The organism is Pseudomonas zanjanensis (assembly GCF_014268745.2).
Taxonomy (GTDB): domain Bacteria; phylum Pseudomonadota; class Gammaproteobacteria; order Pseudomonadales; family Pseudomonadaceae; genus Aquipseudomonas; species Aquipseudomonas zanjanensis.
Map to the genome: position 1 here is coordinate 1,201,304 of NZ_JABWRB020000001.1, position 24,530 is coordinate 1,225,833.

Genomic DNA, 24,530 nt, shown 5'->3' on the forward strand with positions numbered 1-24,530 from the left:
GAAAATTCCATCTGATGGGCTGGGGGGAATCGCCCCAGCCTGTTGTATGGGCGAATGCTCGGCGCGGCACTGAGTCGGTGGCGTTGCTGCTAGAATCGGCCAATTGACTGAATAGAGGTATGCCCATGAGCGAGCCGATTCGCCTGACCCAGTACAGCCACGGCGCCGGTTGCGGCTGTAAGATTTCGCCCCAAGTGCTGGAAGTGATCCTGGCCGGCAGTGGTGCGCAGAACCTCGATCCGAAGCTGTGGGTCGGCAATGCTTCTCGCGACGACGCGGCGGTGTACGCCATCGACGAGGAGCGAGGAGTGGTTTCGACCACCGACTTTTTCATGCCGATTGTCGATGATCCCTTCGATTTCGGCCGCATCGCTGCCACCAATGCCATCAGCGACATCTATGCCATGGGCGGTGACCCGCTGATGGCCATCGCGATTCTCGGCTGGCCAGTCAACGTGTTGGCCCCGGAAATCGCCCGGGAAGTGATTCGCGGCGGTCGTTCCGTGTGTGACGAGGCCGGTATCCCCCTGGCGGGCGGGCACTCGATCGATGCGCCTGAGCCGATGTTCGGCCTGGCGGTGACAGGCCTGGTGCAAAAGCGCCACATGAAGCGCAACGACACAGCCACCGCCGGTTGCCGCTTGTACCTGACCAAGCCCCTGGGCATCGGCATCCTCACCACGGCGGAAAAGAAGGGCAAGCTGCGCGCCGCCGATGTTGGCCTGGCCCGTGACTGGATGTGCACCCTCAACAAGCCTGGCAGCCGCTTCGGCAAGCTCGACGGCGTGACCGCGATGACCGATGTCACCGGTTTCGGCCTGCTCGGGCACTTGGTTGAAATGGCCGACGGCAGCCAACTGACCGCGCGTATCCGCTATGACGCGGTGCCGCGTTTGCCAGGCGTCGAGTACTACCTCGACCTGGGCTGCGTGCCGGGCGGAACGCTGCGCAACTACGACAGCTACGCCAGCAAGGTCGGTCGGGTCCAGGAACTGCACAAGCGCGTGCTGTGCGACCCGCAGACCAGCGGTGGTTTGTTGATTGCCGTCACCCCCGAAGGCGAGGACGAGTTCCTGCGGGTGGCCGCTGAACTCGGTCTGGCGCTGGAACCCATCGGCGAGTTGGTCGAGCGACAGAGTCACGCGGTCGAGGTGTCTTGATGAGCCATGACATCACCGATTACCGCGACATCTTCCTCAATGATTTACCGATGATGGACACGCGCGCCCCGGTGGAATTCATCAAGGGTGCCTTTCCCGGCGTGGTCAATTTGCCGTTGATGACCGACAACGAACGGCAACGCGTCGGTACCTGTTACAAGCAGCAGGGGCAGCAGGCCGCCATCGTCCTGGGCCATCAACTGGTGTCCGGCGAGACCAAGGCCCAGCGCATCCAGGCTTGGGCCGCGTTCGCCAAGGCCCATCCCGAAGGCTTGCTGTATTGCTTTCGCGGCGGCTTGCGTTCGCAGATCGTCCAACAGTGGCTGAAGGACGAAGCGGGCATCGACTACCCTCGGGTTGGCGGTGGCTACAAGGCGATGCGCACGTTCTTGCTGGACACCATCGAGCAGGCAGTCGCCCAGTGCGACCTGGTGCTGTTGGGTGGCATGACCGGCACCGGCAAGACCCAAGTGCTGGGCCAACTGGGCAACAGCCTGGACCTGGAAGGGTATGCCAACCATCGCGGTTCGAGCTTCGGCAAACGCGCCACGGGCCAGCCGTCCAACATCGATTTCGAGAATCGCCTGGCCGTGGACGTGCTGAAAAAGCGCGCCGCCGGTATCGGGCAATTTGTGCTGGAAGATGAGAGCCGTGCGGTCGGCAGTTGCGCCTTGCCGCTGTCCTTGTATCAGCGCATGCAACAGGTTCCGATGGTCTGGCTGGAGGACAGCGTGGAGCGTCGGGTCGAGCGGATCCTGCAGGATTACGTCATCGACCTTTGCGCGGAATTTGTCGCGGTGCACGGCGACGAAGGCTTCTCGCTGTTTGCCGAGCGACTGCTGGCAAGCCTGGACAACATCCACAAACGCCTGGGCGGCGACCGCCACCGACGCCTGAAGGACATCCTGGAAGCCGCCTTGGCCGAACAGGCCAACAGCGGCGCCGTCGATTTGCATCGCGGGTGGATCGAAGGTCTGTTGCGTGAGTATTACGACCCGATGTACGTGTTCCAGCGGGAAAAGAAAGGGCTGCGGATCGAGTTCTCGGGGGAGCAGGCGGAGGTGCTGGAATATCTGCGGGAGCGGGCGGCCCGGGGCGGTTGACCACAGGTTCCATATCCACTGTCAATCCCTGTGGGAGCGGGCTTGCTCGCGAAAGCGGTGGATCAGTTGACGAGGATGTTGACTGTGCCATCGCCTTCGCGAGCAAGCCCGCTCCCACAGGGAATACCGCCTGATTATGTCGGGCAGGTCTCCTGGCCATTATCCAACCCTTGCTTATAACTCTGGCTGGTGAGGCTGGCCTTGCCGTTGTGCCAGGTGAGGGTCAGCACATACAGCGAGTCGAAGTCTCCCGAGGCCCAGTCATCGGTAATGGTCTGCTTCTTGCCCAAGGCCTCCCCGGCGACTTCGTTGATCAGCTCCGGCAGGTAACCATGGGACCAGGCGGTATAGATGGTGGCGTTGTGGTACTTGTCGTCCAGCAGTTCATCAGCCAGGTCGCTGGTGTCGTTGGCCGAATAATTGATGTTCACCGGCAACCCGAGCTTGATGGCGCTGGGGCTGATGGTCATCAGCGGGCGAATGTAGCTGTAGGAGTTGTCCTGTTCGCCCTCCTCGACATTGCGGGTAGGGTTGGCCGCGAACACGTAATCGGCCTTGCCGAATTTTTCCGGCAACAGGGTGGCCAGGTCGATGGCGCGGTTGAGGCCCTGGCAGTTGAGCTGGCCCAGGCCGCCGGCGGGTTTCTCCGCGTGGCGCAGGAACACCAGGGTCTGTACACCGTCGGCTGGCTGGGCACGGCTGACGCTGGACTCCAGCGACAACACCAGGCCACAGACCACAAGCAGCGTCGGCAGCATCAGCCACGAACGGTGTTTGAAACGTCTGGCGAAATTCAGTGGGTTCATCATCGAATAAATAGTCTTCGGCACGCGTGAGTCAGGCTGACAAACCCTGGCACCGCGAGGCGCCTGGCTTCGGGTGTTTTCCCTGTCGTTACGCCTCGTCGAATCCTCGGGGGGGCATTGCTCAGAGTCCCTTTGAGCGGTTTGGTTCGATTTCGGTGCACTGTAGCGATCTCCGTCAGGAGATGGGTTGAACGTTAACGACAGGATGTTGCGAAATTAAGAACGGACGAGGTGAATTCCATGACGGGCAGTGATGCCGTGCCCTACATCTTGGATTATCCTCGGGCTTTCTTTCATTTCCGAGCCGACCCCATGCCCGACTTGACTTCGTTCCCCATCACCGAAAAATGGCCCGCCCAATACCCGGAGTGGCTCCAGCTCTACTCGCTGCCTACCCCCAACGGCGTGAAGGTCTCGATCATGCTGGAGGAGATCGGCCTGCCGTACGAGCCTCACAAAGTGGACTTCGCCAGCAACGACCAGATGTCGCCCGAGTTCCTTTCCCTGAATCCTAACAACAAGATCCCGGCGATTCTCGATCCCCATGGGCCGGGAGACCAGCCGTTGGCGCTGTTCGAGTCGGGGGCGATCCTGATTTATCTGGCGGACAAGAGCGGGCAGTTGCTGGCCCAGGAATCGGCGGCGCGCTACGAGACGATCCAGTGGCTGATGTTCCAGATGGGTGGGATCGGGCCGATGTTCGGGCAGTTGGGGTTCTTCAACAAGTTCGCTGGCAAGGACTACGAGGACAAGCGGCCGCGGGATCGGTATGTCGAAGAGAGCAAGCGTCTGCTCAAGGTGCTCGATGGCCGTCTGCAAGGCCGGGACTGGATCATGGGCGAGCGCTACACCATCGCCGATATCGCCACGTTTCCCTGGGTGCGCAACTTGATCGGTTTTTATGAGGCCGGTGATCTGGTGGGTATCCAGAACTTCCCCAATGTGACGCGGGTATTGGAGCGCTTCCTGGCGCGACCGGCTGTGGCGCGCGGGTTGAAGATTCCGGAATGAGTGGCCCGACGTCCCGCCGTTTCGATTACAAGCAACTGGATGTGTTCAGCGATGTGCCGCTCAAAGGCAATCCACTGGCGGTGGTGCTGGGGGCCGACGGGCTCAGTGACGGGCACATGGCGGCTTTTGCCAATTGGACCAACCTCAGCGAAACCACGTTCCTGTTGGCGCCGCGGCACCCGGAAGCCGATTACCGGGTGCGTATCTTCACCACCTTGACCGAGTTGCCGTTTGCCGGGCATCCGACCTTGGGCAGTTGTCACGCCTGGCTGGAAGCCGGCGGCGTGCCGAAAGGGCAGGAGATCGTGCAGGAGTGCGGCGTCGGCCTGGTCAGGATTCGCCGCAGCGATCATGGGTTGGCGTTCCTCGCGCCACCCTTGCTCAAGTCCGGTCCGCTGGACGCCGAGCTGCTGGAGCGGGTGCGCAAGGGGCTAGGGCTTGCCGCGGAGGCGATTGTCGAGGCGCAATGGGTCGATAACGGTGCCGGTTGGCTGGCGGTGATGCTCAAGGATCGCCAGCAGGTGCTGACGCTTGAACCCGATTACCCGCAGTTGCTGGATCTGGCCGTGGGCGTGATCGCACCTTGGGATCGGGCCGTGGATGGCGATGAGGCCCAATTTGAAGTGCGCGGTTTCATCGCCGGTGATGGCATGCCCGAGGATCCGGCCACCGGCAGTCTGAACGCCGGGCTCGCGCAATGGATGCTGGGCAAAGGCCTGGCGCCGGCGTCCTACGTGGTCAGCCAGGGACTGACGATGGGCCGGGCCGGGCGCATTCATGTCGAGCAGGTGGGGGATGAAGTCTGGATTGGCGGCGCAGTCGTGACGTGCATCAATGGCTCGTTGACCTTGTGAGGCGATTATTGCTCGGCTGGTAACACTCTGTTTTCCAGCCGGCGTTTGTGCCCTGGCTGGCCAGGGCATAAGCTTTGCGCTCTGTGATCGAGCACCCTTTTTTGCCCAGGAGTCCCATGTCCAGCCAGTTCCCCGAAGCACGTCCACGCCGCCTGCGTCGCAATGCAAGCTTGCGCAGCCTGTTCCAGGAAACCGAATTCACCTTGAACGACTTGGTGCTGCCGATTTTCGTCGAAGAAGAAATCGATGATTTTGTGCCGATCAAGAGCATGCCCGGCGTGGTGCGCATCCCTGAATCGAAGCTGGCCAGTGAGATCGAGCGCTATGCCCGTGCTGGCATCAGGTCGGTAATGACGTTTGGTGTGTCCCATCACTTGGACAACGACGGCAGCGACACTTGGAGCGAGCGCGGCCTGGTGTCGCGCATGGCCGGGATCTGCAAGGACGCGGTGCCGGAAATGATCGTGATGTCCGACACCTGCTTCTGTGAATACACCGATCATGGTCATTGCGGCGTCCTCCACGGCGATGAAGTGGACAACGACCGGACTTTGGTCAACCTGGGCAAGCAAGCCGTGGCGGCGGCCCGCGCCGGTGCCGATGTGATCGCGCCGTCGGCAGCCATGGACGGGCAGGTGCAGGCGATTCGCAAGGCCCTGGATGACGCCGGCTTCAGCCAGACGGCAATCATGGCCTATTCCACCAAATTCGCTTCGGCGCTCTATGGCCCGTTCCGCGAGGCCGGCGGTAGCGCGCTCAAAGGCGACCGCAAGAGCTACCAGATGAACCCGATGAACCGCCGCGAAGCCTTGCGCGAATCCCTGCTCGACGAGCAGGAAGGTGCCGATGCGCTGATGGTCAAGCCGGCCGGTGCCTACCTCGATATCATCCGCGACATTCGCCAGGCGTCGAACCTGCCGCTGTCGGCGTATCAGGTCAGTGGCGAATACGCGATGATCAAATTCGCCGCCCAGGCCGGTGCCATTGACGAGGCCCGCGTGGTACGCGAGAGCCTTGGTGCCATCAAGCGGGCGGGGGCGGATTTGATTTTCACTTACTTCGCCATGGATCTGGCGCTGAGCGGGATCTGATCCGCCTGCATCAATGTTGCCAATGCCGCCGCCTTCGCGAGCAGGCTCGCTCCCACAGTGGTTTTGGGTTGGATGGGAAATCCAGGCACACCGCCATTCTCCTGTGGGAGCGAGCCTGCTCGCGATAGCGGTGGGTCAGTTGATATCAATGCCGCATGTGCCGCCGCCTTCGCGAGCAAGCCCGCTCCCACATTGGGCATAGCCCGCATTCACTTTTGATCGTATGGTTGCTCCGGAACAACAAACCCGATGGAGCCCCATGCAATTCGACCGATTGATGATCAGCCTCGCGGCGTTGCTGGCCCTGGCCGGTTGCGGTAGTCGTCAGGCCCAGGAGCCCGAGCGCCAACCCGCTGAGGTCAAGAAGCAGATCGTGCAATTATTGCCGGCCAAGACGACGGATCGCCAAGGTTGGGCGACTGACATCTACGTGGCCTTTGCGGCCCAGCAGATTCCGTCCACGACGCAGAATATCTGTGCGGTCCTGGCGGTGACCGAACAGGAGTCGACGTTCCAGGCCGACCCGCCAGTGCCGGGGCTGGGCAAGATCGCTCGTCAAGAGATCAACCGCCGGGCGGCGAAGGTGCACATTCCGGAGCTGTTGGTCAGCGGCGCGCTCCAGGTGCGTTCGCCCAATGGCAAAAGCTACAGCGATCGACTCAATGCGGCGCGTAGCGAGAAAGAGCTGAGCGGGATTTTCGATGATTTCATCGGCATGGTGCCGCTGGGCAAGACGCTGTTCGGCGGTTTCAATCCGGTGCACACCGGTGGCCCGATGCAGGTGAGCATCGCGTTTGCCCAAGCCAATGCGCGGGATTACCCCTATACGGTAGATGGTTCGATTCGTCGCGAAGTGTTCAGTCGCCGTGGCGGGATGTACTTCGGTATCGCGCATTTGCTGGGTTATCCGGTGAGCTATAGCGAGCCGTTGTATCGTTTCGCCGATTTCAACGCCGGGTGGTACGCCAGTCGCAACGCGGCTTTCCAGCATGCGGTCAGTGTGGCGTCGGGCATTTCCCTGGCGCTGGATGGCGATCTGGTTGCCCATGACTCGATCATGCCGGGCAGCACGGAGCTGGCGGTTCGCACGCTGGGCAAGTCGTTGGGGATGCGCAACCCGACCATTCGCGATCAGTTGGAGCAGGGCGATAGCCTAGCGTTCGAGGACAGCAAGCTCTACAAGCGGGTGTTCGAACTGGCTGAGCGCGCCGAGGGCAAGCCGTTGCCGCGGGCGATATTGCCGGGGATCGTGCTCAAGAGTCCGAAGATCACGCGCAAGCTGACCACGGCATGGTTTGCCAAGCGGGTGGATGAGCGTTATCAGCGCTGCATGGCGCGGGCGGCGGGGCGTTAGCAGATGTCGGGGCATGAAAAAACCCGGTGGATGAGGCCGGGCTTTTAGGGGGGAGTCGTCTTGATGGGTGTGTCGGGCGGGCTACGCAGCGGCTTGTCGATCATTGCGGCCGCTGCGCGCCCGAGCGGGAGCAAGCTCCCTCGCCACGGGGTGTGTTGCCTATGACTTGCGTTGTTTTCAGGCATTACGGTCAAGCAACTCATGCGTGGTTTTCGATCAGGCGATCAGAACCACCTTCGGCTACACGGCGTTCCAGCAGGCGATCAGAACCACCTTCAGCTACGCGGTTTTCGATCAGGCGGTCGGAGCCACCTTCGGCGACGCGGCGATCCAGCAGGCGATCAGAGCCACCTTCGGCGACGCGGCGATCCAGCAGGCGATCAGAACCACCTTCAGCTACGCGGTTTTCGATCAGGCGATCAGAACCACCTTCGGCTACACGGCGTTCCAGCAGGCGATCAGAACCACCTTCAGCTACGCGGTTTTCGATCAGGCGGTCGGAGCCACCTTCGGCAACGCGGCGTTCCAGCAGACGATCAGAGCCACCTTCAGCTACGCGGCGATCCAGCAGGCGATCAGCGCCACCTTCGGCGACGCGGTTTTCGATCAGGCGATCAGAACCGCCTTCGGCGACGACGGGTTGCGAGGAGGCGGCGAATACGTTGGCGGCCAGTACGGAGAAAGCGAGGCTGAGGATGACTTGGCGTTTCATGATGGTGTGCTCCGGGGGTGCAGTGGTTTGTGTGGGGCCATTGTTGTCCCGGGCGATCATCAAGAGAACTTCATTGGCATGATGGTGAACATCGACGGCAGTGATAGCTCGATGTCGGTTGATCCAGCGAGGGTGTCCCCCTGGCGTGCGCGTCGTCCTTCGGGTGGAACACTGCCAGATTTGCAGGTTCTACCGGGTAACCCACAGGCAGGAGGCAAGCTCATGTATCAGTTATTCGGTCACAGGCAATCCGGCTCGTCGGCGGTAGAGGTGGCCCTGGACCTTTGTGATGTGGCTTATCGGCGGGTCGATGCCTATTCGACGGAAGAAAGTGAAGCAGCGAAAGAGCTCGAGGCCCTCAACCCCCTGAAGCAGGTTCCGACGCTGCAACTGCCAGATGGCTCGGTGCTGACCGAGGCATCGGCGATTCTGATTCACCTCGGGCTGACCTTTCCCGCCTCGAAGCTGCTCCCTGACGACGCAGCCCAACGTGCGCAAGCCATACGAGGCCTGGTTTACATCGCGGCCAACTGCTACACCCCCATCGGCATCATCGATTTTCCGGAGCGCTGGCTGGACGATGCGGACGAAGAGACTCGGCAGCGCTTGGTATCAGGTACCCAGCAACGGCTCTACCGCAACTGGGCGCTGTTTGCCGACCAATTCCCGGCCCAACCGTTTCTCGGCGGTGCCGAGCCGGGGGCGTTGGATATCCTGGCGGCTGTGATCACCAAGTGGAGAAATACGCGAGAGGCGATGCTCAACGCCCGCCCGCAATTCTACGGATTGTTGGAGCGCATCGACCGCCATCCACGCGTGGCGCCGATACTGTCGCTGCATTGGCCGTTGTAGGAGCTGCGATCTTTCCCCTGACGCTTGAATCTCAAGCGAAAGATCGAAAGATCGCAGCCTCGCTTCGCTCGACAGCTCCTACAGGTCAAGGACAGCCTTTGCGTACAGCCGCCTGCTCGACAAGGTCGACAAATTGCCGGACGTTCTGCTGATGGGCTGTCACCAGGTCGTCGATACTGGCGCCCGACGGTGTCTGCAGGCTGCTGCGACAAACGAGGGGGCGGGTATCGCCGCCCAGGCTTCGTAGCCGCCATTGCACGTCCATGCGGGCGTAGCGGCCCGGAATCGAGTCAAAGCGCTGCACATCCACCCGCAGCGATGATTTCGGCGCGCCAGGGTTGCTCAGTTGTTCGTCCAGGCTGCTGTGCAGTTCATCCGCCAGGCTGGCGCCCCACCATTCGGTTTCGAGGATCGCCAACCCGCTGCTGCCCTGGCGAATGACCATCTGGGTGCGATCCACCTGGGGGGGAACGCTCACCTGTTCGATCTGGATGTCCATGCCAGAGCGTGACTGGCCTGCCGGCTGAACCGGGCTCAGGGTGTGGTAATGAATCGGATCGCTGCGACAGGCGCCGAGCAGCAGGGCCACGGCAACCAGGGTGAGTTTCAGCGTCAGTGGCATGGGGCGGGCTCCTGTGATCATTCTTTCACCGGCAAGGTAAGGTTCTGTGCCGGTGCGTCCTTGGGACGACCGCGAAGCAGCGATTCGGGGTGGCGACTCAGGTAGTCCGACAGCTCGCGCAACGAGCGCGACATGCGGCCCAGGTCGTCCAAGGTCTGGGTCAGTTGTTCACGCTGCGGCGAGTCTTCGGCCAGGGTCGAGTTGGCCGATTGCAGGGTCTTGCTGACGTCCTGCAAGGTGCTTTGCACGCCGGGCAAGGTCTTGCTGTTGAACTGGGCCAGGCCTTTGCGCAACTCCACCAGATTGCCATCCAGGTTGCCGGCGATGCTCTCCAATGGCAGTTTGTTGATCCGCTCGACCATCGTCTGCAGTTGTTCCTGCAATTGCTGCAGGCTGCCCGGGAGGGTTGGAATACGCACGGGGCGGGCGCTGGGGTCGAAGGCGACTTTTTCGGCCTTGGGGTAGAAGTCCAGCGAGATGTACAACTGCCCGGTCAGCAGGTTGCCGCTGCGGGCCTGGGCGCGCAGGCCGCGCTCGACAAAGCTGCCGATCAGGCGGGCACCGGCGGCTTCGTCTTCCGGATCGTGGTTGAGCGACTTGAGCAGTTTTTCATGGGCCTTGCCCAGGCGCTGAGGGTAGATCACCACGCCGACGTTGACCGGAAAGCTGCGTTGTTTCTCATCGAAATCCAGGTTGATGGCCACCACCCGGCCGACTTCAACGCCGAGGAACTCTACCGGTGCGCCGACTCGCAATCCGCGCAGTGCCTGGTCAAAACGCAGGGCCAGGTATTGTCCCTTGCCGTCGGGTGGAGCGAGGGCGCTCTGCTGGTCGGCAAACAATTCGAAGGTCTTGTCTTCGCTGGCAATGGTGTCGTTTGGACTGTATTCCGGTGCCCTGAACGCGATGCCGCCAAGCAGCAAGGCCGAGAGCGACTCGGTCTTGACGGCGAACCCGTTGGCGCCGACGTTCACGTCCACGCCGCTGACGTTCCAGAACCGGGTGTTTTCGGTGACGTACCGGTCGTTGGGCGCGTTGACGAACACGTCGATGTCGACGCCTTTGCCGTCGGCGTCCAGCGCATAGGACACGACCTGGCCCACCGGGATCTTGCGCAGGTACACCGGTGAGCCAATGTCCAGCGAACCGAGGTCCTGGGAGTGCAGGGTGAAGCGTTTGCCCGGTTCGCCATAGGTGATCGGCGGCGGGGCTTCCAGGCCGGTGAAGGATTTGGCGCGCACTTTCGACTGGCCAGCGTCGGCACCGATGAAATCGCCGGACAGCAGCGTGTCGATTCCCGAGATCCCACCGGCCCCGATGCGCGGCCGTACGACCCAGAACACCGAGTCTTCGTGGGTGAAGGTGTCGGCGGTCTTGGCGAGCTTGACGGTGGCGGTGACGTTCTTCTGGTCTTCACTCAATTGCACGTCGGTGACCTGGCCAATCACCACGTTGCGATATTTCACCTGGGTCTTGTTGGCGGTCAGGCCCTGGCCGGTCTTGAAGGTGATGGTGATCGTCGGGCCCTCCTGCAGCCAGTTGTTGACCACCAGGGAAATGCCCACCAGCACCGCGATGATCGGCACGATCCACACCAGCGACACCGTCCAGCGACGGGTGCTGACGTGAGACCGACCGGGTGCGGGTTGTTGCCCGTCAGTGACTTGCGACTTCATCCATGGTCTCCTCGGAAGGTTGGGTGTCCCAGATCAGCCGGGGGTCGAAACTCATGGCCGACAACATGGTGAACAGCACCACGAGGCCGAAAAACAGGATACCCGGTCGCGGTTCGATATCGCTCAGTGCCTGGAACTTGACCAGGGCCGCCACCAGGGCCACCACCAGCACGTCGAGCATCGACCAGTAGCCGATGACTTCCACCAGTCGGTACAGCTTCGCCCGTTGGACCTGGGCCCAGGTGCTGCGCCGCTGTGCGGTCACCAGCAGCAGGGTCAACACGACGAACTTGATGCCGGGCACCGCGATGCTGGCGATGAAGATGATCAGGGCGATGTCCCACGCGCCGCTTTGCCAGAACTCGATGACGCCGCTGATGATCGTGCTGTCGGCGCCCTCGCCGAGCATCTGGGTGTTCATGACCGGAAGCAGGTTGGCCGGGATGTAGAACACCAGCGCGGCGAGCATGTAGGCCCAGGTGCGGGTGATGGCGTCGGGTTTGCGGCGGTGCAGGGGAGCGTCGCAACGGGGGCAGGTATCGGGTTCGTCGGTCATGTCGCAGGCCAGGCCGCAACTGTGGCACAGGCACAGGTTCAGGTCGCGGGCCTCGGGCGGGGTGTCCAGCGGCTGGCCGCTCATAGGCTGTCCCACAGGTCGCGGACATCACGCCCGGCAATGCGGATCATCAACAGGCTCAAGGCCGCGAGGGCGAACAGGCCGATGCCCGGCAGCACGTCCAGCAGGCCGGCGAGCTTGATCACCGCCACCAGTGCGCCCAGCAGGCACACCTCCAGCATGCTCCAGGGCCGCAGGGTTTCCAGGCTGCGCATGCACAGGGCGAAGCCCGGCGCCCGCCGCTGGAGGTAGGCATGGCCCAGGACCCAGAGCAGCAGCGCCAGTTGGAAGGCTGGTGCAATGATGATTGCCACCGCTGTCACCAGGGCGATGAAAGTGATGGGGCCCTGGCTCAGCGCCACGATGGAGTCCCACAACGTCGCGCTGTTGCTCAGGCCCTGGAGGCGGATGCTCATCACCGGATAAATGTTGGCGAAAGCCCACAACACCGCGGCCGTCACGCTCAAGGCCAGGCGCTGTTCGATGGTCAGGCCGTTGTAGCGCTGGATCACCGCGTGACAGCGCACGCACGCGGCTTTCTGGTGCGGAGCGAGCACAACCGGCTCGTACACCGCATCGCAATGTTCACAAATGATCAGTCGGTCGGTGGCGGCCATCGGGATGCTCGCAGGAACAACCCCTTCAATATAGAAGTGTGTTGAGAATGAGCAACCCGTTGCGACGGATCATTCGCCGCGAATGTATTGCTCCAGTTGTCGGATCAGGTCGGCCTGTTCGGCGATGGCTTCCTTGACCAGGTCACCGATGGACAGCAGCCCGACGAGTTTGCCGTCTTCTACCACCGGCAAATGTCGCAAGTGCTTCTCGGTCATGATGCTCAGGCAGGTCTCGACATTTTGGTGCGGGTCGATGGTGATCACCGGGGAGACCATGATGTCGCTGACCTTCGTGCCCACCGACGAGCGCCCGTGCAGGACCATTTTGCGCGCATAGTCGCGCTCGCTGATGATCCCCAGCACCTCATCGTTCTTCACCACCAGCAAGGCGCCGACGTTCTTCTCGGCCATGCGCATCAGGGCCTGCAATACCATGTCGTCCGGTGAGATGGTGTGCACTTGCTGGTTCTTCTCGTCTTTTATCCGGAGCAACTGCGCGACGGTTTTCATGGGGAGCCTCGGGTGTTGTTTTTGCAGGTGGTTAAAGCATCGTAGACCCAACGGCGCAGAGCAAGCGGTAAAGCGGCGGCCAATCGTCCAAAAACGTCATTGCCGGTAAATTCACCACCGAAGTGACGCCATGCACCCTGTGGCGAGGGAGCTTGCTCCCGCTGGGCTGCGCAGCAGCCCCGGGTTGTTGGCATTCGCCCGATATACCGAGGTGGTCGGTTTTGGGGCTGCTTCGCACCCCAGCGGGAGCAAGCTCCCTCGCCACAAAAAGCAGGTGGGTGTCAGTTAAGCAGGTGGGTGGTGTGTCAGTTGGTCAGGTGAAGTCCCCCCGCCACAGGTAGAATCGTCGCCTACGCAAAATTCGAGGTTGCAGCGGTGGATCTACAGCAGGGCTTCGTCCTGACCCGGCATTGGCGCGACACCCCGGCCGGCACCGAAGTCGAGTTCTGGCTGGCGACCGACGCCGGTCCCCGGCGCGTGCGCCTGCCGATGCAAACGTCGGTGGCCTTTGTGCCGCAGGTCCAGCGCGGCCAGCTCGAAGCCTTGCTGCAAGGGGAGAAGGACATCGAACTGCGCCCCCTGGACCTGCTGGATTTCGAGCATCGCCCGGTGCTGGGCCTGTATTGCCAGCAACATGCCCAGCTGATGCGCCTGGACACCACCTTGCGCCGCGCCGGTGTGGAGGTGTTCGAAGCGGACGTCAGGCCGCCGGAGCGCTACCTGATGGAGCGTTTCATCACCGCCCCGGTCTGGTTCGGCGGTACCCCGGCTGCGGATGGCCTGCTGGTCGATGCCCAGATGAAACCGGCGCCCGATTACCGTCCACCGTTGCGCCTGGTGTCCCTGGACATCGAAACCACCGCCCAGGGCGAGTTGTATTCCATTGCGCTGGAAGGCTGCGGCGAGCGCCAGGTCTACATGCTCGGGCCACCTAACGGCGACGATACCGGCGTGGACTTCCAGCTGGAATATTGCGAATCGCGCACGCTGCTGCTGAAAAAACTCAACGATTGGTTCGCCCGTTTCGACCCCGACGCGATCATTGGCTGGAACCTGGTGCAGTTCGACCTGCGGGTGTTGCATGAACATGCCCGGCGGCTGGCGGTGCCGTTGCGCCTGGGGCGCGGTGGCGAAGAAATGCAATGGCGCGAGCACGGCGCGCGCAACAACCACTTCTTCGCCTCGGCGGCCGGTCGGCTGATCATCGACGGCATCGAGTCCTTGCGCTCGGCCACTTGGAGTTTTCCGTCGTTCAGCCTGGAAAATGTTGCCCAGACGCTGCTGGGGGAGGGCAAGTCCATCGACAACCCGTACCAGCGCATGGACGAGATCAATCGCATGTTCGCCGAGGACAAGCCGGCCCTGGCCCGCTACAACCTCAAGGACTGCGAGCTGGTGACGCGGATCTTCGCCAAGACCGAACTGCTCAAGTTCCTCTTGGAGCGGGCCAGCGTCACCGGCCTGCCAGCGGACCGCAGCGGTGGTTCGGTGGCAGCCTTCACGCACCTGTACATGCCGCTGATGCACCGCCAGGGTTTCGTTGCCCCCAATCTTGGCCAGCGCCCGCCCGAGGCCAGCCCGGGCGGGTTTGTCATGGACTCTCAACCGGGGCTCTACGAGTCGGTGCTGGTGCTGGACTACAAAAGCCTGTATCCGTCGATCATCCGCACCTTCCTGATCGACCCGGTGGGCTTGATCGAAGGGCTGCGCCACCCGGATGACGACAAGTCGGTACCCGGCTTTCGCGGGGCGCGCTTCTCCCGTACTCGGCACTGCCTGCCGGCCATCGTCGCGCGGGTCGCCGAAGGCCGGGAAACCGCCAAGCGCGAACACAATGCGCCGCTGTCCCAGGCGTTGAAAATCATCATGAACGCATTCTATGGCGTGCTCGGCTCCAGTGGCTGTCGCTTCTTCGACACGCGCCTGGCTTCGTCCATCACCCTGCGTGGCCACCAGATCATGCAGCACACCCGCCAGTTGATCGAAGCCCAGGGGCATTCGGTGATCTACGGCGATACCGATTCCACTTTCGTCTGGCTGCGCCGTGCCCACGGTCAGGAGGAGGCGGCCAAGATTGGTCGCGAGCTGGTGGCCCACGTCAACCAATGGTGGCGTGAACAGGTGCGTGCCGAGTTCGGGCTGGAAAGCGCGCTGGAGCTGCAGTTCGAAACGCATTTCAAGCGCTTCCTGATGCCGACCATCCGAGGTGCCGAGGAGGGCAGCAAGAAACGCTACGCCGGACTGGTGACTCGCGCCGACGGCAGCGATGAAATCGTCTACAAGGGTTTGGAAACCGTGCGGACCGATTGGTCGCCGCTGGCCCGGCAGTTCCAGCAGGAGTTGTACGGGCGGATCTTCCACCGCAAGCCCTATCAGGACTATGTGCGCGATTATGTGCAGCAGACCCTGTCCGGTGCCTTCGATGAGCGGCTGGTCTATCGCAAGCGCCTGCGTCGACCGCTGGACGACTATGAACGCAACGTCCCGCCCCATGTACGGGCCGCGCGGCTGGCCGATGAGTTCAACCAGCGCCAGGGCCGTCCGCGGCAATACCAGAATGGCGGCTGGATCAGCTATGTCATCACTGTCGCCGGTCCCGAACCGCTGGAAACCCGCAGCGCGCCAATCGATTACGACCACTACGTGACCAAACAGCTGCAGCCGGTGGCGGACGCGATCCTGCCGTTTGTGGACGATGACTTTTCAACGTTGGTGGGGGGGCAGATGGGGTTGTTCTAACGGCTGTCGTTTGCGAGGCGCCGGACTGCTTTTGTGGCGAGGGAGCTTGCTCCCGCTCGATTGCGCAGCGATCGCAAGGATAATGGGGCCGCTACGCGACCCAGCGGGAGCAAGCTCCCTCGCCACAAAAAGCGTTTGATTTGCGAGGACTACACCATCGCCAACCGCTGCTTGCCCTGGGGCTGGGGAAAGATCAGGTCGAGGGCGGCCAGGTCCTGGGGCTCGAGCCTGAGGTTGGCCGCTTCGGCATTCAGGCGCACATGCTCAGGCTTCACCGCCTTGGGAATGGCAATCACGTTGTCCTGGCGCAATAACCAGGCCAGTGCTATCTGGGCCGATGTTGCGCGATGGCGCTCGGCAATCTGCCCCAGGGTGTGATCCTTGAGCAAGTGCCCGCCCTGGCCGACAGGGCAGTAAGCCATGATCGGCATGCGTCGGTGCTGGCACCAAGGCAGTAGGTCGAATTCGATGCCGCGTTCCTGCAGGTTGTACAGCACTTGATTGGTGGCGCAGGCCGGAGAAGCCAGCTCCTCAAGGTCATCGACGTCAAGGTTCGACACCCCCCAACGGCCGATCTTGCCTTCTTCGCGCAGACGCTCGAACGCTTCGACGGTTTCTTCCAAGGGGTACTGGCCGCGCCAGTGCAACAGGTAAAGATCAATGTAATCGGTATCGAGCCGGCGCAAGCTGCGTTCGCAGGCCAGGGGAATGCCTTTGCGGCTGGCGTTGTGGGGATAGACCTTGCTCACCAGGAACACCTGGTCGCGCAAGCCGGTGATCGCTTCGCCGACGACGGTCTCGGCACCGCCTTCGGCATACATCTCTGCAGTGTCGATCAGGGTCATGCCCAGTTCGATCCCTAACCGCAGGGCGGCCACTTCTTTTTTGTGATGGGACGGTTCTTCACCCATGCGCCAGGTGCCCTGGCCAATGACCGGTACGGACACACCCGCCAATTCCAGCGTCCTCATGACTCTCTCCTGTTGTGCTGATCCATCATCCAATGGACAGCAGGATAGTAGGAGCTGGCGAAGCCTGCGATCTTTTGATTTTTCGCTCCAGACTCAATTGTCTGGGGAGAGATCGCAGCCTCGCTTCGCTCGACAGCTCCTACCGGTGTTGCGCAGCTTTTCTATTTCGTGGAGAACTTCAACACCATCGTCTGGGTGTAGGTCTGGCCCGGATCAAGCCGCGTCGAAGGGAAGTCCGGCTGATTTGGCGAGTCGGGGTAATGCTGGGTTTCCAGGGTGAACGCGCCCCAATGCGGATACACCTTGCCTTGCTTGCCCTTGACGGTGCCGTCGAGGAAGTTGCTGGTGTAGAACTGCACGCCAGGCTCGCTGGTGTAGAGCTGCAGGAGTCGTCCGGACTGCGGGTCATGCACCTCGGCGGCCAGTTTGTCCACATCGCCCTTGGCATCCAGCACCCAGTTGAAATCGAAGCCGCCCTGTTTCGGTTCGGCGAACTTGAGTTGTGGGTGATCAGCCTTTATGTGCGTGCCGATGGCGGTGGGCTTGGTGAAATCCATCGGTGTGCCGGCCACGGGGGCTAGCTCGCCGGTAGGGATGAGTTTGCCGGTGACCGGGGTGTAACGGGCCGCGTGCAGGGTCGCGACTTGTTTGAGAATGTCACCGTTGCCTGCACCCGCCAGGTTGAAATAGCTGTGGTTGGTCAGGTTCAACACGGTCGGTTTGTCGGTGGTGGCCTTGTAGTCGATGCGCAGCTCGTTCTTGTCGTTGAGGCTGTAGGTGACATCCGTCTTCAGGTTGCCGGGAAAGCCCATTTCGCCGTCCGCCGACAGGTACGTCAGGGTCACGCCCACCGAATCCTTGTCATTGCTCGGTTCGGCTTTCCAAACACGTTTGTCGAACCCTTGTGGCCCACCGTGCAAGGAATTGTCCTTGTCGTTCTGCGGCACCTGGTAACGCTTGCCATCCAGCTCGAACGCCCCACCGGCCAGGCGATTGCCAAAGCGGCCAATGGTCGCGCCGAAATACACGCTGCCGTTCTTCTGGTAGCCCTGCACATCGTCGAAGCCGAGCACGACATCAGCGGTCATGCCGTTTTTGTCCGGCACGATCAGCGACTGGAGGATCCCGCCATAGGTGATGACGGTCGCCTCGATGCCGTGGCTGTTGCGCAGGACAAATTTCTCAACCGCGGTGCCGTCGTCGGTCTTGCCGAAGGCAACGCGTTCATTGGTCAGGCCGGCGGCCTGGGAGGAGGTGGCAATCATCAGAGAGACTCCGAGGGCCGTGAGCAGATGTCTGGATTCAAGCATGGTGTGACCTTCCTTCCTGTTGTTTTGTTGTTGTTTTAACGCGGTCGAGTCCGTTACTTGGTCGGACAACGATGAAGGTTTTTCTGTTCAGTAGTCTTTCTATTTACGGCTAGGAAATGGATTTATAGCTATAAATCGGGATTTATCAATTAAAAAGTAAGACTAATTGAGCGAGGCGAGGCTTGCCCAAGCGAGCGCTTTCACCTCGGGCGTCGCACTTTTGCGGTTTTTACAGCTCTATCCTTGGCCTGGAAGCGGCGACCCCCATCGCTTCCCCATGCCTAGATTGAGACTCGATGGCCGGTGTTTTTTCTTCTGTGACCAGGTTGCGCCAAGCCTGCATGGCCGGATTGGTTGGTGCGTCGATGCTGTTCAGCGGCGGCTGCAGCCATCAACAGGGGCAGGACATGGTCACGCAGTTCAGCGAAGCCAGGCCCCAGGAGTTCTTGCAGACCAGCGTCGACCGCATGGCGACATTGTCGATGCACGACAACTTGCAAAGCCTTTACCTGCTGATGAGCAAGCTGTACCTGCGCAACCCCGAGGAACTGCGCAAGTCCGGCTTTCTCGACGCCCGCACCGCGGAAAAACAGGTGCGCATGGCCATCGAGCAGCAACAACCCTTGCCGACGTTGGGGGGCAAGAAGGACTTGGCCGCCCTGAGCTATGCCATGAGCCCGGAATTTCTCGGTGATCGGGTCGGGGCGTTCATCTACGCCATCGGCAGCATGCTGGTCACCGCTCATGGCAATCGCCTCGAGTTCTACATGACCGATACCATCGACCCGCGTTTTGTCAGCAACGCGGCGCGCAACATCGAAAAAGCCACTTGGCTGCTCAGTCAGCGGCAGAACAAGGACGGCACGCCGTTGCTGTTTTCCAATGAGATTTCGGAGGAGGGCAGCAACCTGAGTTTCGCCGTGGAGTTCGGCAAAATCGTCGCCCGATTGGACCTGCTGACCCAGATGCTCGATGAGCGTTACCGGCGCATCGGCTTGAACTACGCCCAGAGCCTGCTGTTCCTCAACTTCCTGCCGGTCCAGTGAGCTGAGAAAAAGGAATAAAGATAGATCACATCGATATAGGGGGTTATAAGAAAAATCGCTATGCTCGCGGCCAGATTTTTCACGCGGTCGTGTCGAGACGGGTTCAATGGATTTCGGTAATGTCGGTTTAGTCGTTGCGGGCCTGGTGGTCGGCTTCATCGTTGGAATGACCGGCGTTGGCGGTGGTTCACTGATGACCCCGATCCTGTTGTGGTTTGGTATCAACCCCGCGACAGCGGTGGGCACCGACCTGCTGTACGCGGCCATTACCAAGTCTGGCGGCGTCCTGGTTCACGCAAAAAACCGCAATATCGATTGGGCAATCACCGGCTGGTTGACCCTGGGCAGCGTGCCGGCGGTCGGATTGACGCTGTGGTTTCTCAGCAGCCTGCACAGCTCGCCCGACGCTATGAACGCGGTGATCAAACAAGCCTTGGGTTTTGTGTTGTTCGCCACCGCCCTGGCGATCCTGTTCAAGAAGCGCCTGCTGCAATTCGCCCATGATCGTGCTGGCGGTCATTACAACCCCTCCGGTTCACGACTCAATGTGCTGACGGTCATCACCGGCCTGGTGCTGGGCACGATGGTTGCCTTGACCTCCATCGGTGCTGGCGCCCTGGGCACTGTGGCGCTGTTCATACTTTATCCGTTCCTGGTCACCAAGCGCCTGGTGGGCACCGAGATTGCCCACGCCGTGCCGCTGACCCTGGTGGCAGGCCTGGGCCATGCGAGCATGGGCAACATGGATTGGCACATCCTGGGTTTCCTGCTGATCGGTTCGTTGCCGGGGATCTACCTGGGCAGCCATTTGTCGGGACGCATCTCCGATGAGGTCCTACGGCCTTGCCTGGCGGTGATGCTGGCGATGATCGGCTTCAAACTCGCGTTCTGATTTGATCGGAGTCATGGGTCCATAGCCACAGTCATACCTGTAAACCAGGTACTGATGAGGCCAAGACCCATGAACAGCCCAGCCAGAGATCTGCTGCAACGTCTACGCCGGCGTGGCGCCGAGCCTCGCACCGACATTGCCGATATCCTGCGTCACCACGCCGAGCCATTGCCTGCCGAGGACAGCCCGGCCTTTGGTGAGATGTTCGATCGCTTCGCTGATGCCAAGGTCGTGTTGATTGGCGAGGCCAGCCACGGCACCCATGAGTTCTATCGGGCCCGTGCCGCCATTACCCGACACCTGATAGAGCATCACGGTTTCAATATCGTTGCCGTCGAAGCGGACTGGCCCGATGCCGGGCAAATCGACCGCTGTGTACGCGACTTGGGGCCGTCGGCGTGGAAGCAGCAGGCATTCGCCCGATTCCCAACCTGGATGTGGCGCAACTGCGAAGTCCAAGGCTTCGTCCGTTGGTTGCGCGATTACAATCTGGAGCAGCCCATGGGGCAAAGGGTGGAGTTTCGCGGCCTGGACGTCTACAGCCTGCGTCACTCCATCGATGAGGTGCTGAACTATCTGGATACCAGCCATCCGGACATGGCCCGTGATGCCCGTCATCGTTATGGCTGCCTCACGCCGTGGCACGATGACCCGGCGCTGTATGGTCATTTCACCGAGCGCGGCAACCTGGCGACGTGTGAAGACGCCGTGGTCGAGCAGCTCAACAGCTTGTTGGCCAAACGCCTGGATCCGATGATCAGTGATGATGAGGCCTTCTTCAGCGCCACCCAGAACGCCCGGGTCGTGCGCGCCGCCGAACAGTACTACCGAGCCATGTACCGCGGGGGCAAGTCATCGTGGAACCTGCGGGACCGGCACATGTTCGACACCCTGCAAACCTTGTTGGAGCATCGGGGCACTGATGCGAAGGCGTTGGTCTGGGCGCATAACTCCCACATCGGCAATGCCGCCGCGACACGCATGGGCTGGGAAGGGGAGTTCAATATTGGCCAGCTCTGCCGCATGGCTTATGGCCGCAGCGCGGTGTTGCTGGGCATGGGCACCGACCGTGGCAGTGTCGCGGCGGCGGACGACTGGGATGCGCCGATGAAGATTAAACAGGTGCGGCCAGCGTTGCCCGGCAGTTGGGAGCACCAATTCCTCCAGGCCGGTGTGCGTGCCTCGTTGACGCAATGGCGGACCAACCCTGACGAGGCGCTCTTGGACGCATTGTCCGAACCACTGCTCGAACGCGCGATTGGTGTGATCTACCGCCCTGAAACCGAGCGTCAGAGCCATTATTTCGAAGCGGTGCTGGCCGAGCAGTTCGACGCCTGGCTCTGGTTCGAACAGAGCGAAGCCGTTACGCCATTGCCGGCGCCGCAGGTCCTGGAACACGAGGAGGATACGTTCCCGTTTGGCCTCTGAACGCTGTGCAGGGCGGTTGCGCAATGAACGTGCTCGCCTAAGCTTCAAGGCAGGCAGGTGCAGTATCGGGCGACGCTCGCGGAACAATCGCCGCCCTGTGCAATCAGTACAGCGTAACTATCAAAAGGAGAGGCGCATGCTCATTCGGTCGTTGACCTTCGCTACCTTGCTGGCCATCGCCGGCCCTCTGTTCGCTGCCGATGGCGACTCCCCTCTGGTGGCGGAAGTCGGCAAGTCGCGTTCCCTGATCGTCATTGCGCCCAGCACGGTCGACCCGACCTGGGTCAGCCTGAAAAAGGCCTTGGATGAACCGGCGGGCAAGCAGGGTTTTTCCGAGCGCAACATGGTGCTCTACACCGTGCTCAATACCATCGGCCAGCGCGATGGCAAGGACCTGGACCCGCAAAGCACCATGGCACTGATTCGCTCCCTCAAGCTGGGCGCCGGTGCCCAGACCAAGATCATCCTGGTGGGCAAGGACGGGGAAAAGAAACTCGAGCATTCCGGCGCGATTGAATTGAAGGACCTCTTCGACACCGTCGATAAACTCCCCGCCGCGGAAAAAGAAGCAACGCCACCAGCGCCCCCTCCCACGCCCGAGCCTGCACCGGCCAAGGATGCGAAAGGCACCAAGCCTGGCAAGGCCGCCAAGCCGGCGGCGGCGCCGAAGCCTTTGGAAGATTGACTCCCGCTAGCGCCGAGGCCGCTTTTGTGGCGAGGGAGCTTGCTCCCGCTGGGCTGCGCAGCAGCCCTCTGCTTTTTTTCAATGGATTATCGAATGACTGGTTTGGGACCGCTGCGCGACCCAGCGGGAGCAAGCTCCCTCGCCACAGAGAAACTCATCACCCCGAGGCGTCATGAGTTATTGCTGTTCCAACGCCATCAGGATCCGATGCGCCGCCTTCACCCGTTCCTCGATCGGGTAGTTCTTGTTGGCAAGCATGACGATCCCCATGTCCTTGCCAGGCACGAACGCCGCGTACGCGCCAAAACCGTTGGTGGAGCCGGTCTTGTTGATCCAGGCGCCGTCCGGTGCTGGAAGGGGTGGGTTCAAAGCTTCGACTTTTTGAGGCGTCAGGGCCATCTGCGGTGTGTTGCCGGCGAGCAGGTCATCCAAGCTGAACGGCGCGGGGTAGAACTCCCAGCCCAGTCCCTGGTTCATCCCGCCAACCCTGTAGAAACCGGTATGGGTCGTGGCGATGGCCTGCTTCAAATCCGCGTCCAGTTTGTCAGGTCGCAGGTTGGCCTCGATGAAACGAAGCAGGTCCGACGAGCTGGTTTTCACCCCGTAAGCCTCGGCGTCCAGGGCGCCAGGGCCGACCCGCACGGGCTTGCCGTCCTTTGCATAGCCTTGGGCGTATCGGTCCATTTGATCCTGCGGTACCCGGACATAGCTGTGCTTGAGGCCCAACCCTGGCATCAGCGTGCGCTCCATCACGTCGTCAAAAGGTTGCCCCAGGCTGCGGGCCGCCAGATAACCGAACAGGCCGATGCTCGGGTTTGAATAAAGTCGCTGGGTGCCGGCCGGGTAGAGCGGCTTCCAAGTCTTGTAATAACTGAACATCCGGTCCGGATGATCCGCCTCGTCGGGAAACTGCAAGGGCAGGCCGCCAGCGGTGTATGTAACGAGATCGAGCAGGCGGCTGCGCTCCAAGGCGCTGCCGCGCAGCTCAGGGGCGAAGCGACTGGCCGGATCCGTCAGGGCCAGTTTGCCCCTGGCCTGGGCATAGGCACCGAGGGTGGCGGTGAAGGTCTTGCTGACGGAGCCGATTTCGAAGAGGGTCTGGTCGGTGACCGGCTTTTTCGTGTCCTTGGCGGCCACGCCGTAGTTGAAATAATGGCGTTGGCCGTTGTAGGTGATCGCCACGGCCATGCCGGCGATGTCCTGTTGTTTCATCAGTGGCTGGATGACGGCATTGACCGTGTCTTCAATGCGCTCCTGGGCAAACCCTGTGGACGTCCCGCAGGCCAGGAGAAGAGTCCCGGCGAGTATCGATCTGGCAATGTGCATGGTGCAGCGCTCTCGTTGGCCTTCCTGGAGGGGGGACAATCTAGGGCGTTTCTGGCTGCCCGGCAATCCGAGGCTATCAAGGCTGAGGCATGTTTCTGAGTCTTCCTATAGGGCGGGGGGAACCTTCCTACAAAATCGCCGGTTGCCCGACGCGGCCAGGCTTCAAGCCAAACCACACAAAGCGGCGGCTGCCGGGTAAACTTGCGCTCTTTCTAAAGGAGTTCACATGAGTTACTACCAGCCCGGCATTCTCGCCACCCCTGTTCCGCCTCAGGCCCGTCATTTGTTTTTTGCCTTGGAATCGGTCGAGGCACTGCCGGCTGCGCTAGACAAACTCCTGTTGCTGCTCGATGGCCGGGCCGTGGTTGGCTTCGGCGAATCGTTGGTCCAGGCGCTGGGCGCCCAGGTCGATGGCCTGCGGGCTTTTCCGGCGTTGGCCGGCGTCGGCGTGGACAACCCCTCAACCCAGCATGCCCTGTGGTGCTGGTTGCACGGTGAAGACCGCGGCGAGCTGATGCACCGCAGTCGCGCCATCGAAGCGGCGCTGGCCCCGGCACTGCGCCTGGTGCAGATGAACGAAACCTTCCGCCACATGACCGGCCACGATTTGACCGGCTATGAAGACGGCACCGAAAACCCTCACGACGAAGCGGCCATCGCTGCCGCCCTGGCCCAGGGCGCCGATGGGTTGCGCGGAGGCAGTTTCGCCGCGATCCAGCAGTGGCAGCACGACCTGGATGGTTTCGCGGCGATGCAGCCCCATGAGCGCGACAACATCATGGGCCGGCGCCTGAGCGACAACGAAGAACTCGACGACGCGCCGGAATCGGCTCACGTCAAGCGCACCGCCCAGGAGAGCTTCGCCCCGGAGGCCTTCGTGGTCCGGCGTTCCATGCCTTGGATCGAAGGCGACCGCGCCGGGCTGATGTTCCTGGCGTTCGGTTTCTCCCTCGATGCCTTCGAGGCGCAATTGCGGCGCATGAGTGGCCTGGAAGACGGCATCACCGATGGCCTGTATCGCATGAGCCGGCCGATCACCGGTGGTTACTACTGGTGCCCGCCGCTGTTGGATGGACGCCTGGATCTGCGCGCCCTGGCCCGGTAAGCGCAGCGGTTTTGCAAAGCGTGACGTGAACGCTATTCTTGGGC

23 protein-coding genes are annotated in these 24,530 nt (G+C 61.7%); 13 read left to right on the forward strand and 10 right to left on the reverse strand.

Annotated elements, in window-relative coordinates; translation table 11 throughout:
• The first annotated feature begins 125 nt into the window (after positions 1-125).
• Both selD and mnmH read left to right on the forward strand, forming a co-directional pair.
• On the forward strand, positions 126-1,160 hold the full coding sequence (selD, locus tag HU715_RS05495; protein WP_186710062.1) for a selenide, water dikinase SelD: 1,035 nt from the start codon (positions 126-128) through the stop codon (positions 1,158-1,160).
• Positions 1,160-2,263 carry a tRNA 2-selenouridine(34) synthase MnmH gene (gene mnmH / locus HU715_RS05500; protein WP_186710063.1) on the forward strand — a complete coding sequence of 368 codons (1,104 nt, stop codon included), beginning with the start codon at positions 1,160-1,162 and terminating at the stop codon, positions 2,261-2,263. The genes selD and mnmH overlap by 1 nt, the downstream gene beginning before the upstream one ends.
• Positions 2,264-2,397: 134 nt before the next feature.
• Here mnmH and HU715_RS05505 read toward each other — a convergent pair whose 3' ends face one another.
• Complete coding sequence (locus tag HU715_RS05505) at positions 2,398-3,072, reverse strand: histidine phosphatase family protein (RefSeq protein WP_186710866.1); 675 nt, start codon at positions 3,070-3,072, stop codon at positions 2,398-2,400.
• Between the two features lie 309 nt (positions 3,073-3,381).
• Here HU715_RS05505 and HU715_RS05510 point away from each other — a divergent pair, with 309 nt between their 5' ends.
• From HU715_RS05510 to HU715_RS05525, 4 genes are all read left to right on the forward strand, one after another.
• On the forward strand, positions 3,382-4,080 hold the full coding sequence (locus HU715_RS05510) for a glutathione binding-like protein (RefSeq protein WP_186710858.1): 699 nt from the start codon (positions 3,382-3,384) through the stop codon (positions 4,078-4,080).
• Positions 4,077-4,934, forward strand: a complete 858-nt coding sequence (locus HU715_RS05515) for a PhzF family phenazine biosynthesis protein (RefSeq protein ID WP_186710860.1) — start codon at positions 4,077-4,079, stop codon at positions 4,932-4,934. The genes HU715_RS05510 and HU715_RS05515 overlap by 4 nt, the downstream gene beginning before the upstream one ends.
• A 116-nt stretch (positions 4,935-5,050) precedes the next feature.
• Positions 5,051-6,025 (forward strand): porphobilinogen synthase, encoded by a 975-nt coding sequence (gene hemB, locus HU715_RS05520; protein WP_186710862.1) that lies wholly within the window; start codon positions 5,051-5,053, stop codon positions 6,023-6,025.
• 259 nt (positions 6,026-6,284) lie between these two features.
• Complete coding sequence (locus HU715_RS05525; RefSeq protein WP_186710864.1) at positions 6,285-7,379, forward strand: DUF1615 domain-containing protein; 1,095 nt, start codon at positions 6,285-6,287, stop codon at positions 7,377-7,379.
• A gap of 199 nt (positions 7,380-7,578) precedes the next feature.
• On the opposite strand, the gene HU715_RS27245 is transcribed toward HU715_RS05525, so the two are convergent.
• The gene (locus tag HU715_RS27245; RefSeq protein WP_225917557.1) at positions 7,579-8,091 is read right to left on the reverse strand and encodes a phage infection protein; all 513 of its coding nucleotides are present in this window, start codon (positions 8,089-8,091) and stop codon (positions 7,579-7,581) included.
• Positions 8,092-8,313: 222 nt separating this feature from the next.
• Here HU715_RS27245 and HU715_RS05530 point away from each other — a divergent pair, with 222 nt between their 5' ends.
• Entirely contained in the window at positions 8,314-8,943 is a 630-nt protein-coding gene (locus HU715_RS05530; protein ID WP_186708663.1) for a glutathione S-transferase family protein, read from the forward strand.
• A gap of 85 nt (positions 8,944-9,028) precedes the next feature.
• On the opposite strand, the gene HU715_RS05535 is transcribed toward HU715_RS05530, so the two are convergent.
• From HU715_RS05535 to HU715_RS05555, 5 genes are all read right to left on the reverse strand, one after another.
• Positions 9,029-9,565 (reverse strand): PqiC family protein, encoded by a 537-nt coding sequence (locus HU715_RS05535; RefSeq protein ID WP_186708490.1) that lies wholly within the window; start codon positions 9,563-9,565, stop codon positions 9,029-9,031.
• A 17-nt stretch (positions 9,566-9,582) separates the two neighbouring features.
• A complete protein-coding gene (locus HU715_RS05540) occupies positions 9,583-11,241 on the reverse strand; it encodes a PqiB family protein (RefSeq protein WP_186708492.1) in 1,659 nt (552 codons plus the stop codon).
• Positions 11,222-11,881 (reverse strand): paraquat-inducible protein A, encoded by a 660-nt coding sequence (locus tag HU715_RS05545; RefSeq protein WP_186708494.1) that lies wholly within the window; start codon positions 11,879-11,881, stop codon positions 11,222-11,224. Before HU715_RS05545 ends, HU715_RS05540 begins: the two co-directional genes overlap by 20 nt.
• Positions 11,878-12,474 carry a paraquat-inducible protein A gene (locus tag HU715_RS05550; protein WP_186708496.1) on the reverse strand — a complete coding sequence of 199 codons (597 nt, stop codon included), beginning with the start codon at positions 12,472-12,474 and terminating at the stop codon, positions 11,878-11,880. Before HU715_RS05550 ends, HU715_RS05545 begins: the two co-directional genes overlap by 4 nt.
• A 69-nt stretch (positions 12,475-12,543) precedes the next feature.
• Positions 12,544-12,984, reverse strand: a complete 441-nt coding sequence (locus tag HU715_RS05555; protein WP_030138503.1) for a CBS domain-containing protein — start codon at positions 12,982-12,984, stop codon at positions 12,544-12,546.
• A 375-nt stretch (positions 12,985-13,359) separates the two neighbouring features.
• On the opposite strand from HU715_RS05555, the gene HU715_RS05560 reads away from it, so the two are divergent.
• Positions 13,360-15,723, forward strand: coding sequence for a DNA polymerase II (locus HU715_RS05560; protein WP_186708498.1), 2,364 nt, complete (start codon positions 13,360-13,362; stop codon positions 15,721-15,723).
• A 149-nt stretch (positions 15,724-15,872) separates the two neighbouring features.
• Here the strand turns inward: HU715_RS05560 and HU715_RS05565 are convergent, their stop codons facing one another.
• The gene (locus HU715_RS05565; protein WP_186708516.1) at positions 15,873-16,694 is read right to left on the reverse strand and encodes an aldo/keto reductase; all 822 of its coding nucleotides are present in this window, start codon (positions 16,692-16,694) and stop codon (positions 15,873-15,875) included.
• A gap of 161 nt (positions 16,695-16,855) precedes the next feature.
• Entirely contained in the window at positions 16,856-18,004 is a 1,149-nt protein-coding gene (locus HU715_RS05570) for an aldose epimerase family protein (protein ID WP_186708518.1), read from the reverse strand.
• A 341-nt stretch (positions 18,005-18,345) separates the two neighbouring features.
• On the opposite strand from HU715_RS05570, the gene HU715_RS05575 reads away from it, so the two are divergent.
• The 4 genes from HU715_RS05575 (at position 18,346) to HU715_RS05590 (ending at position 22,055) form a co-directional block, all read left to right on the forward strand.
• Positions 18,346-19,050, forward strand: a complete 705-nt coding sequence (locus HU715_RS05575) for a hypothetical protein (protein WP_225917558.1) — start codon at positions 18,346-18,348, stop codon at positions 19,048-19,050.
• Between the two features lie 106 nt (positions 19,051-19,156).
• The gene (locus HU715_RS05580) at positions 19,157-19,942 is read left to right on the forward strand and encodes a sulfite exporter TauE/SafE family protein (protein ID WP_186708523.1); all 786 of its coding nucleotides are present in this window, start codon (positions 19,157-19,159) and stop codon (positions 19,940-19,942) included.
• 69 nt (positions 19,943-20,011) lie between these two features.
• Positions 20,012-21,370, forward strand: coding sequence for an erythromycin esterase family protein (locus HU715_RS05585; RefSeq protein WP_186708525.1), 1,359 nt, complete (start codon positions 20,012-20,014; stop codon positions 21,368-21,370).
• 136 nt (positions 21,371-21,506) lie between these two features.
• A complete protein-coding gene (locus HU715_RS05590; RefSeq protein ID WP_186708534.1) occupies positions 21,507-22,055 on the forward strand; it encodes a DUF4174 domain-containing protein in 549 nt (182 codons plus the stop codon).
• A 177-nt stretch (positions 22,056-22,232) separates the two neighbouring features.
• Here the strand turns inward: HU715_RS05590 and ampC are convergent, their stop codons facing one another.
• A complete protein-coding gene (gene ampC / locus HU715_RS05595) occupies positions 22,233-23,381 on the reverse strand; it encodes a class C beta-lactamase (protein WP_186708536.1) in 1,149 nt (382 codons plus the stop codon).
• Between the two features lie 226 nt (positions 23,382-23,607).
• On the opposite strand from ampC, the gene HU715_RS05600 reads away from it, so the two are divergent.
• Positions 23,608-24,486, forward strand: coding sequence for a Dyp-type peroxidase (locus tag HU715_RS05600; protein ID WP_186708538.1), 879 nt, complete (start codon positions 23,608-23,610; stop codon positions 24,484-24,486).
• The last annotated feature ends 44 nt before the right edge of the window (positions 24,487-24,530 follow it).

Coding starts and splice junctions, on each gene's coding strand:
- selD (WP_186710062.1), top strand. CDS start 126: ATGAGCGAGCCGATTCGCCTGACCCAGTACAGCCACGGCGCCGGTTGC.
- mnmH (WP_186710063.1), top strand. CDS start 1,160: ATGAGCCATGACATCACCGATTACCGCGACATCTTCCTCAATGATTTA.
- HU715_RS05505 (WP_186710866.1), bottom strand. CDS start 3,072: ATGATGAACCCACTGAATTTCGCCAGACGTTTCAAACACCGTTCGTGG.
- HU715_RS05510 (WP_186710858.1), top strand. CDS start 3,382: ATGCCCGACTTGACTTCGTTCCCCATCACCGAAAAATGGCCCGCCCAA.
- HU715_RS05515 (WP_186710860.1), top strand. CDS start 4,077: ATGAGTGGCCCGACGTCCCGCCGTTTCGATTACAAGCAACTGGATGTG.
- hemB (WP_186710862.1), top strand. CDS start 5,051: ATGTCCAGCCAGTTCCCCGAAGCACGTCCACGCCGCCTGCGTCGCAAT.
- HU715_RS05525 (WP_186710864.1), top strand. CDS start 6,285: ATGCAATTCGACCGATTGATGATCAGCCTCGCGGCGTTGCTGGCCCTG.
- HU715_RS27245 (WP_225917557.1), bottom strand. CDS start 8,091: ATGAAACGCCAAGTCATCCTCAGCCTCGCTTTCTCCGTACTGGCCGCC.
- HU715_RS05530 (WP_186708663.1), top strand. CDS start 8,314: ATGTATCAGTTATTCGGTCACAGGCAATCCGGCTCGTCGGCGGTAGAG.
- HU715_RS05535 (WP_186708490.1), bottom strand. CDS start 9,565: ATGCCACTGACGCTGAAACTCACCCTGGTTGCCGTGGCCCTGCTGCTC.
- HU715_RS05540 (WP_186708492.1), bottom strand. CDS start 11,241: ATGAAGTCGCAAGTCACTGACGGGCAACAACCCGCACCCGGTCGGTCT.
- HU715_RS05545 (WP_186708494.1), bottom strand. CDS start 11,881: ATGAGCGGCCAGCCGCTGGACACCCCGCCCGAGGCCCGCGACCTGAAC.
- HU715_RS05550 (WP_186708496.1), bottom strand. CDS start 12,474: ATGGCCGCCACCGACCGACTGATCATTTGTGAACATTGCGATGCGGTG.
- HU715_RS05555 (WP_030138503.1), bottom strand. CDS start 12,984: ATGAAAACCGTCGCGCAGTTGCTCCGGATAAAAGACGAGAAGAACCAG.
- HU715_RS05565 (WP_186708516.1), bottom strand. CDS start 16,694: ATGAGGACGCTGGAATTGGCGGGTGTGTCCGTACCGGTCATTGGCCAG.
- HU715_RS05570 (WP_186708518.1), bottom strand. CDS start 18,004: ATGCTTGAATCCAGACATCTGCTCACGGCCCTCGGAGTCTCTCTGATG.
- HU715_RS05575 (WP_225917558.1), top strand. CDS start 18,346: ATGGCCGGATTGGTTGGTGCGTCGATGCTGTTCAGCGGCGGCTGCAGC.
- HU715_RS05580 (WP_186708523.1), top strand. CDS start 19,157: ATGGATTTCGGTAATGTCGGTTTAGTCGTTGCGGGCCTGGTGGTCGGC.
- HU715_RS05585 (WP_186708525.1), top strand. CDS start 20,012: ATGAACAGCCCAGCCAGAGATCTGCTGCAACGTCTACGCCGGCGTGGC.
- HU715_RS05590 (WP_186708534.1), top strand. CDS start 21,507: ATGCTCATTCGGTCGTTGACCTTCGCTACCTTGCTGGCCATCGCCGGC.
- ampC (WP_186708536.1), bottom strand. CDS start 23,381: ATGCACATTGCCAGATCGATACTCGCCGGGACTCTTCTCCTGGCCTGC.
- HU715_RS05600 (WP_186708538.1), top strand. CDS start 23,608: ATGAGTTACTACCAGCCCGGCATTCTCGCCACCCCTGTTCCGCCTCAG.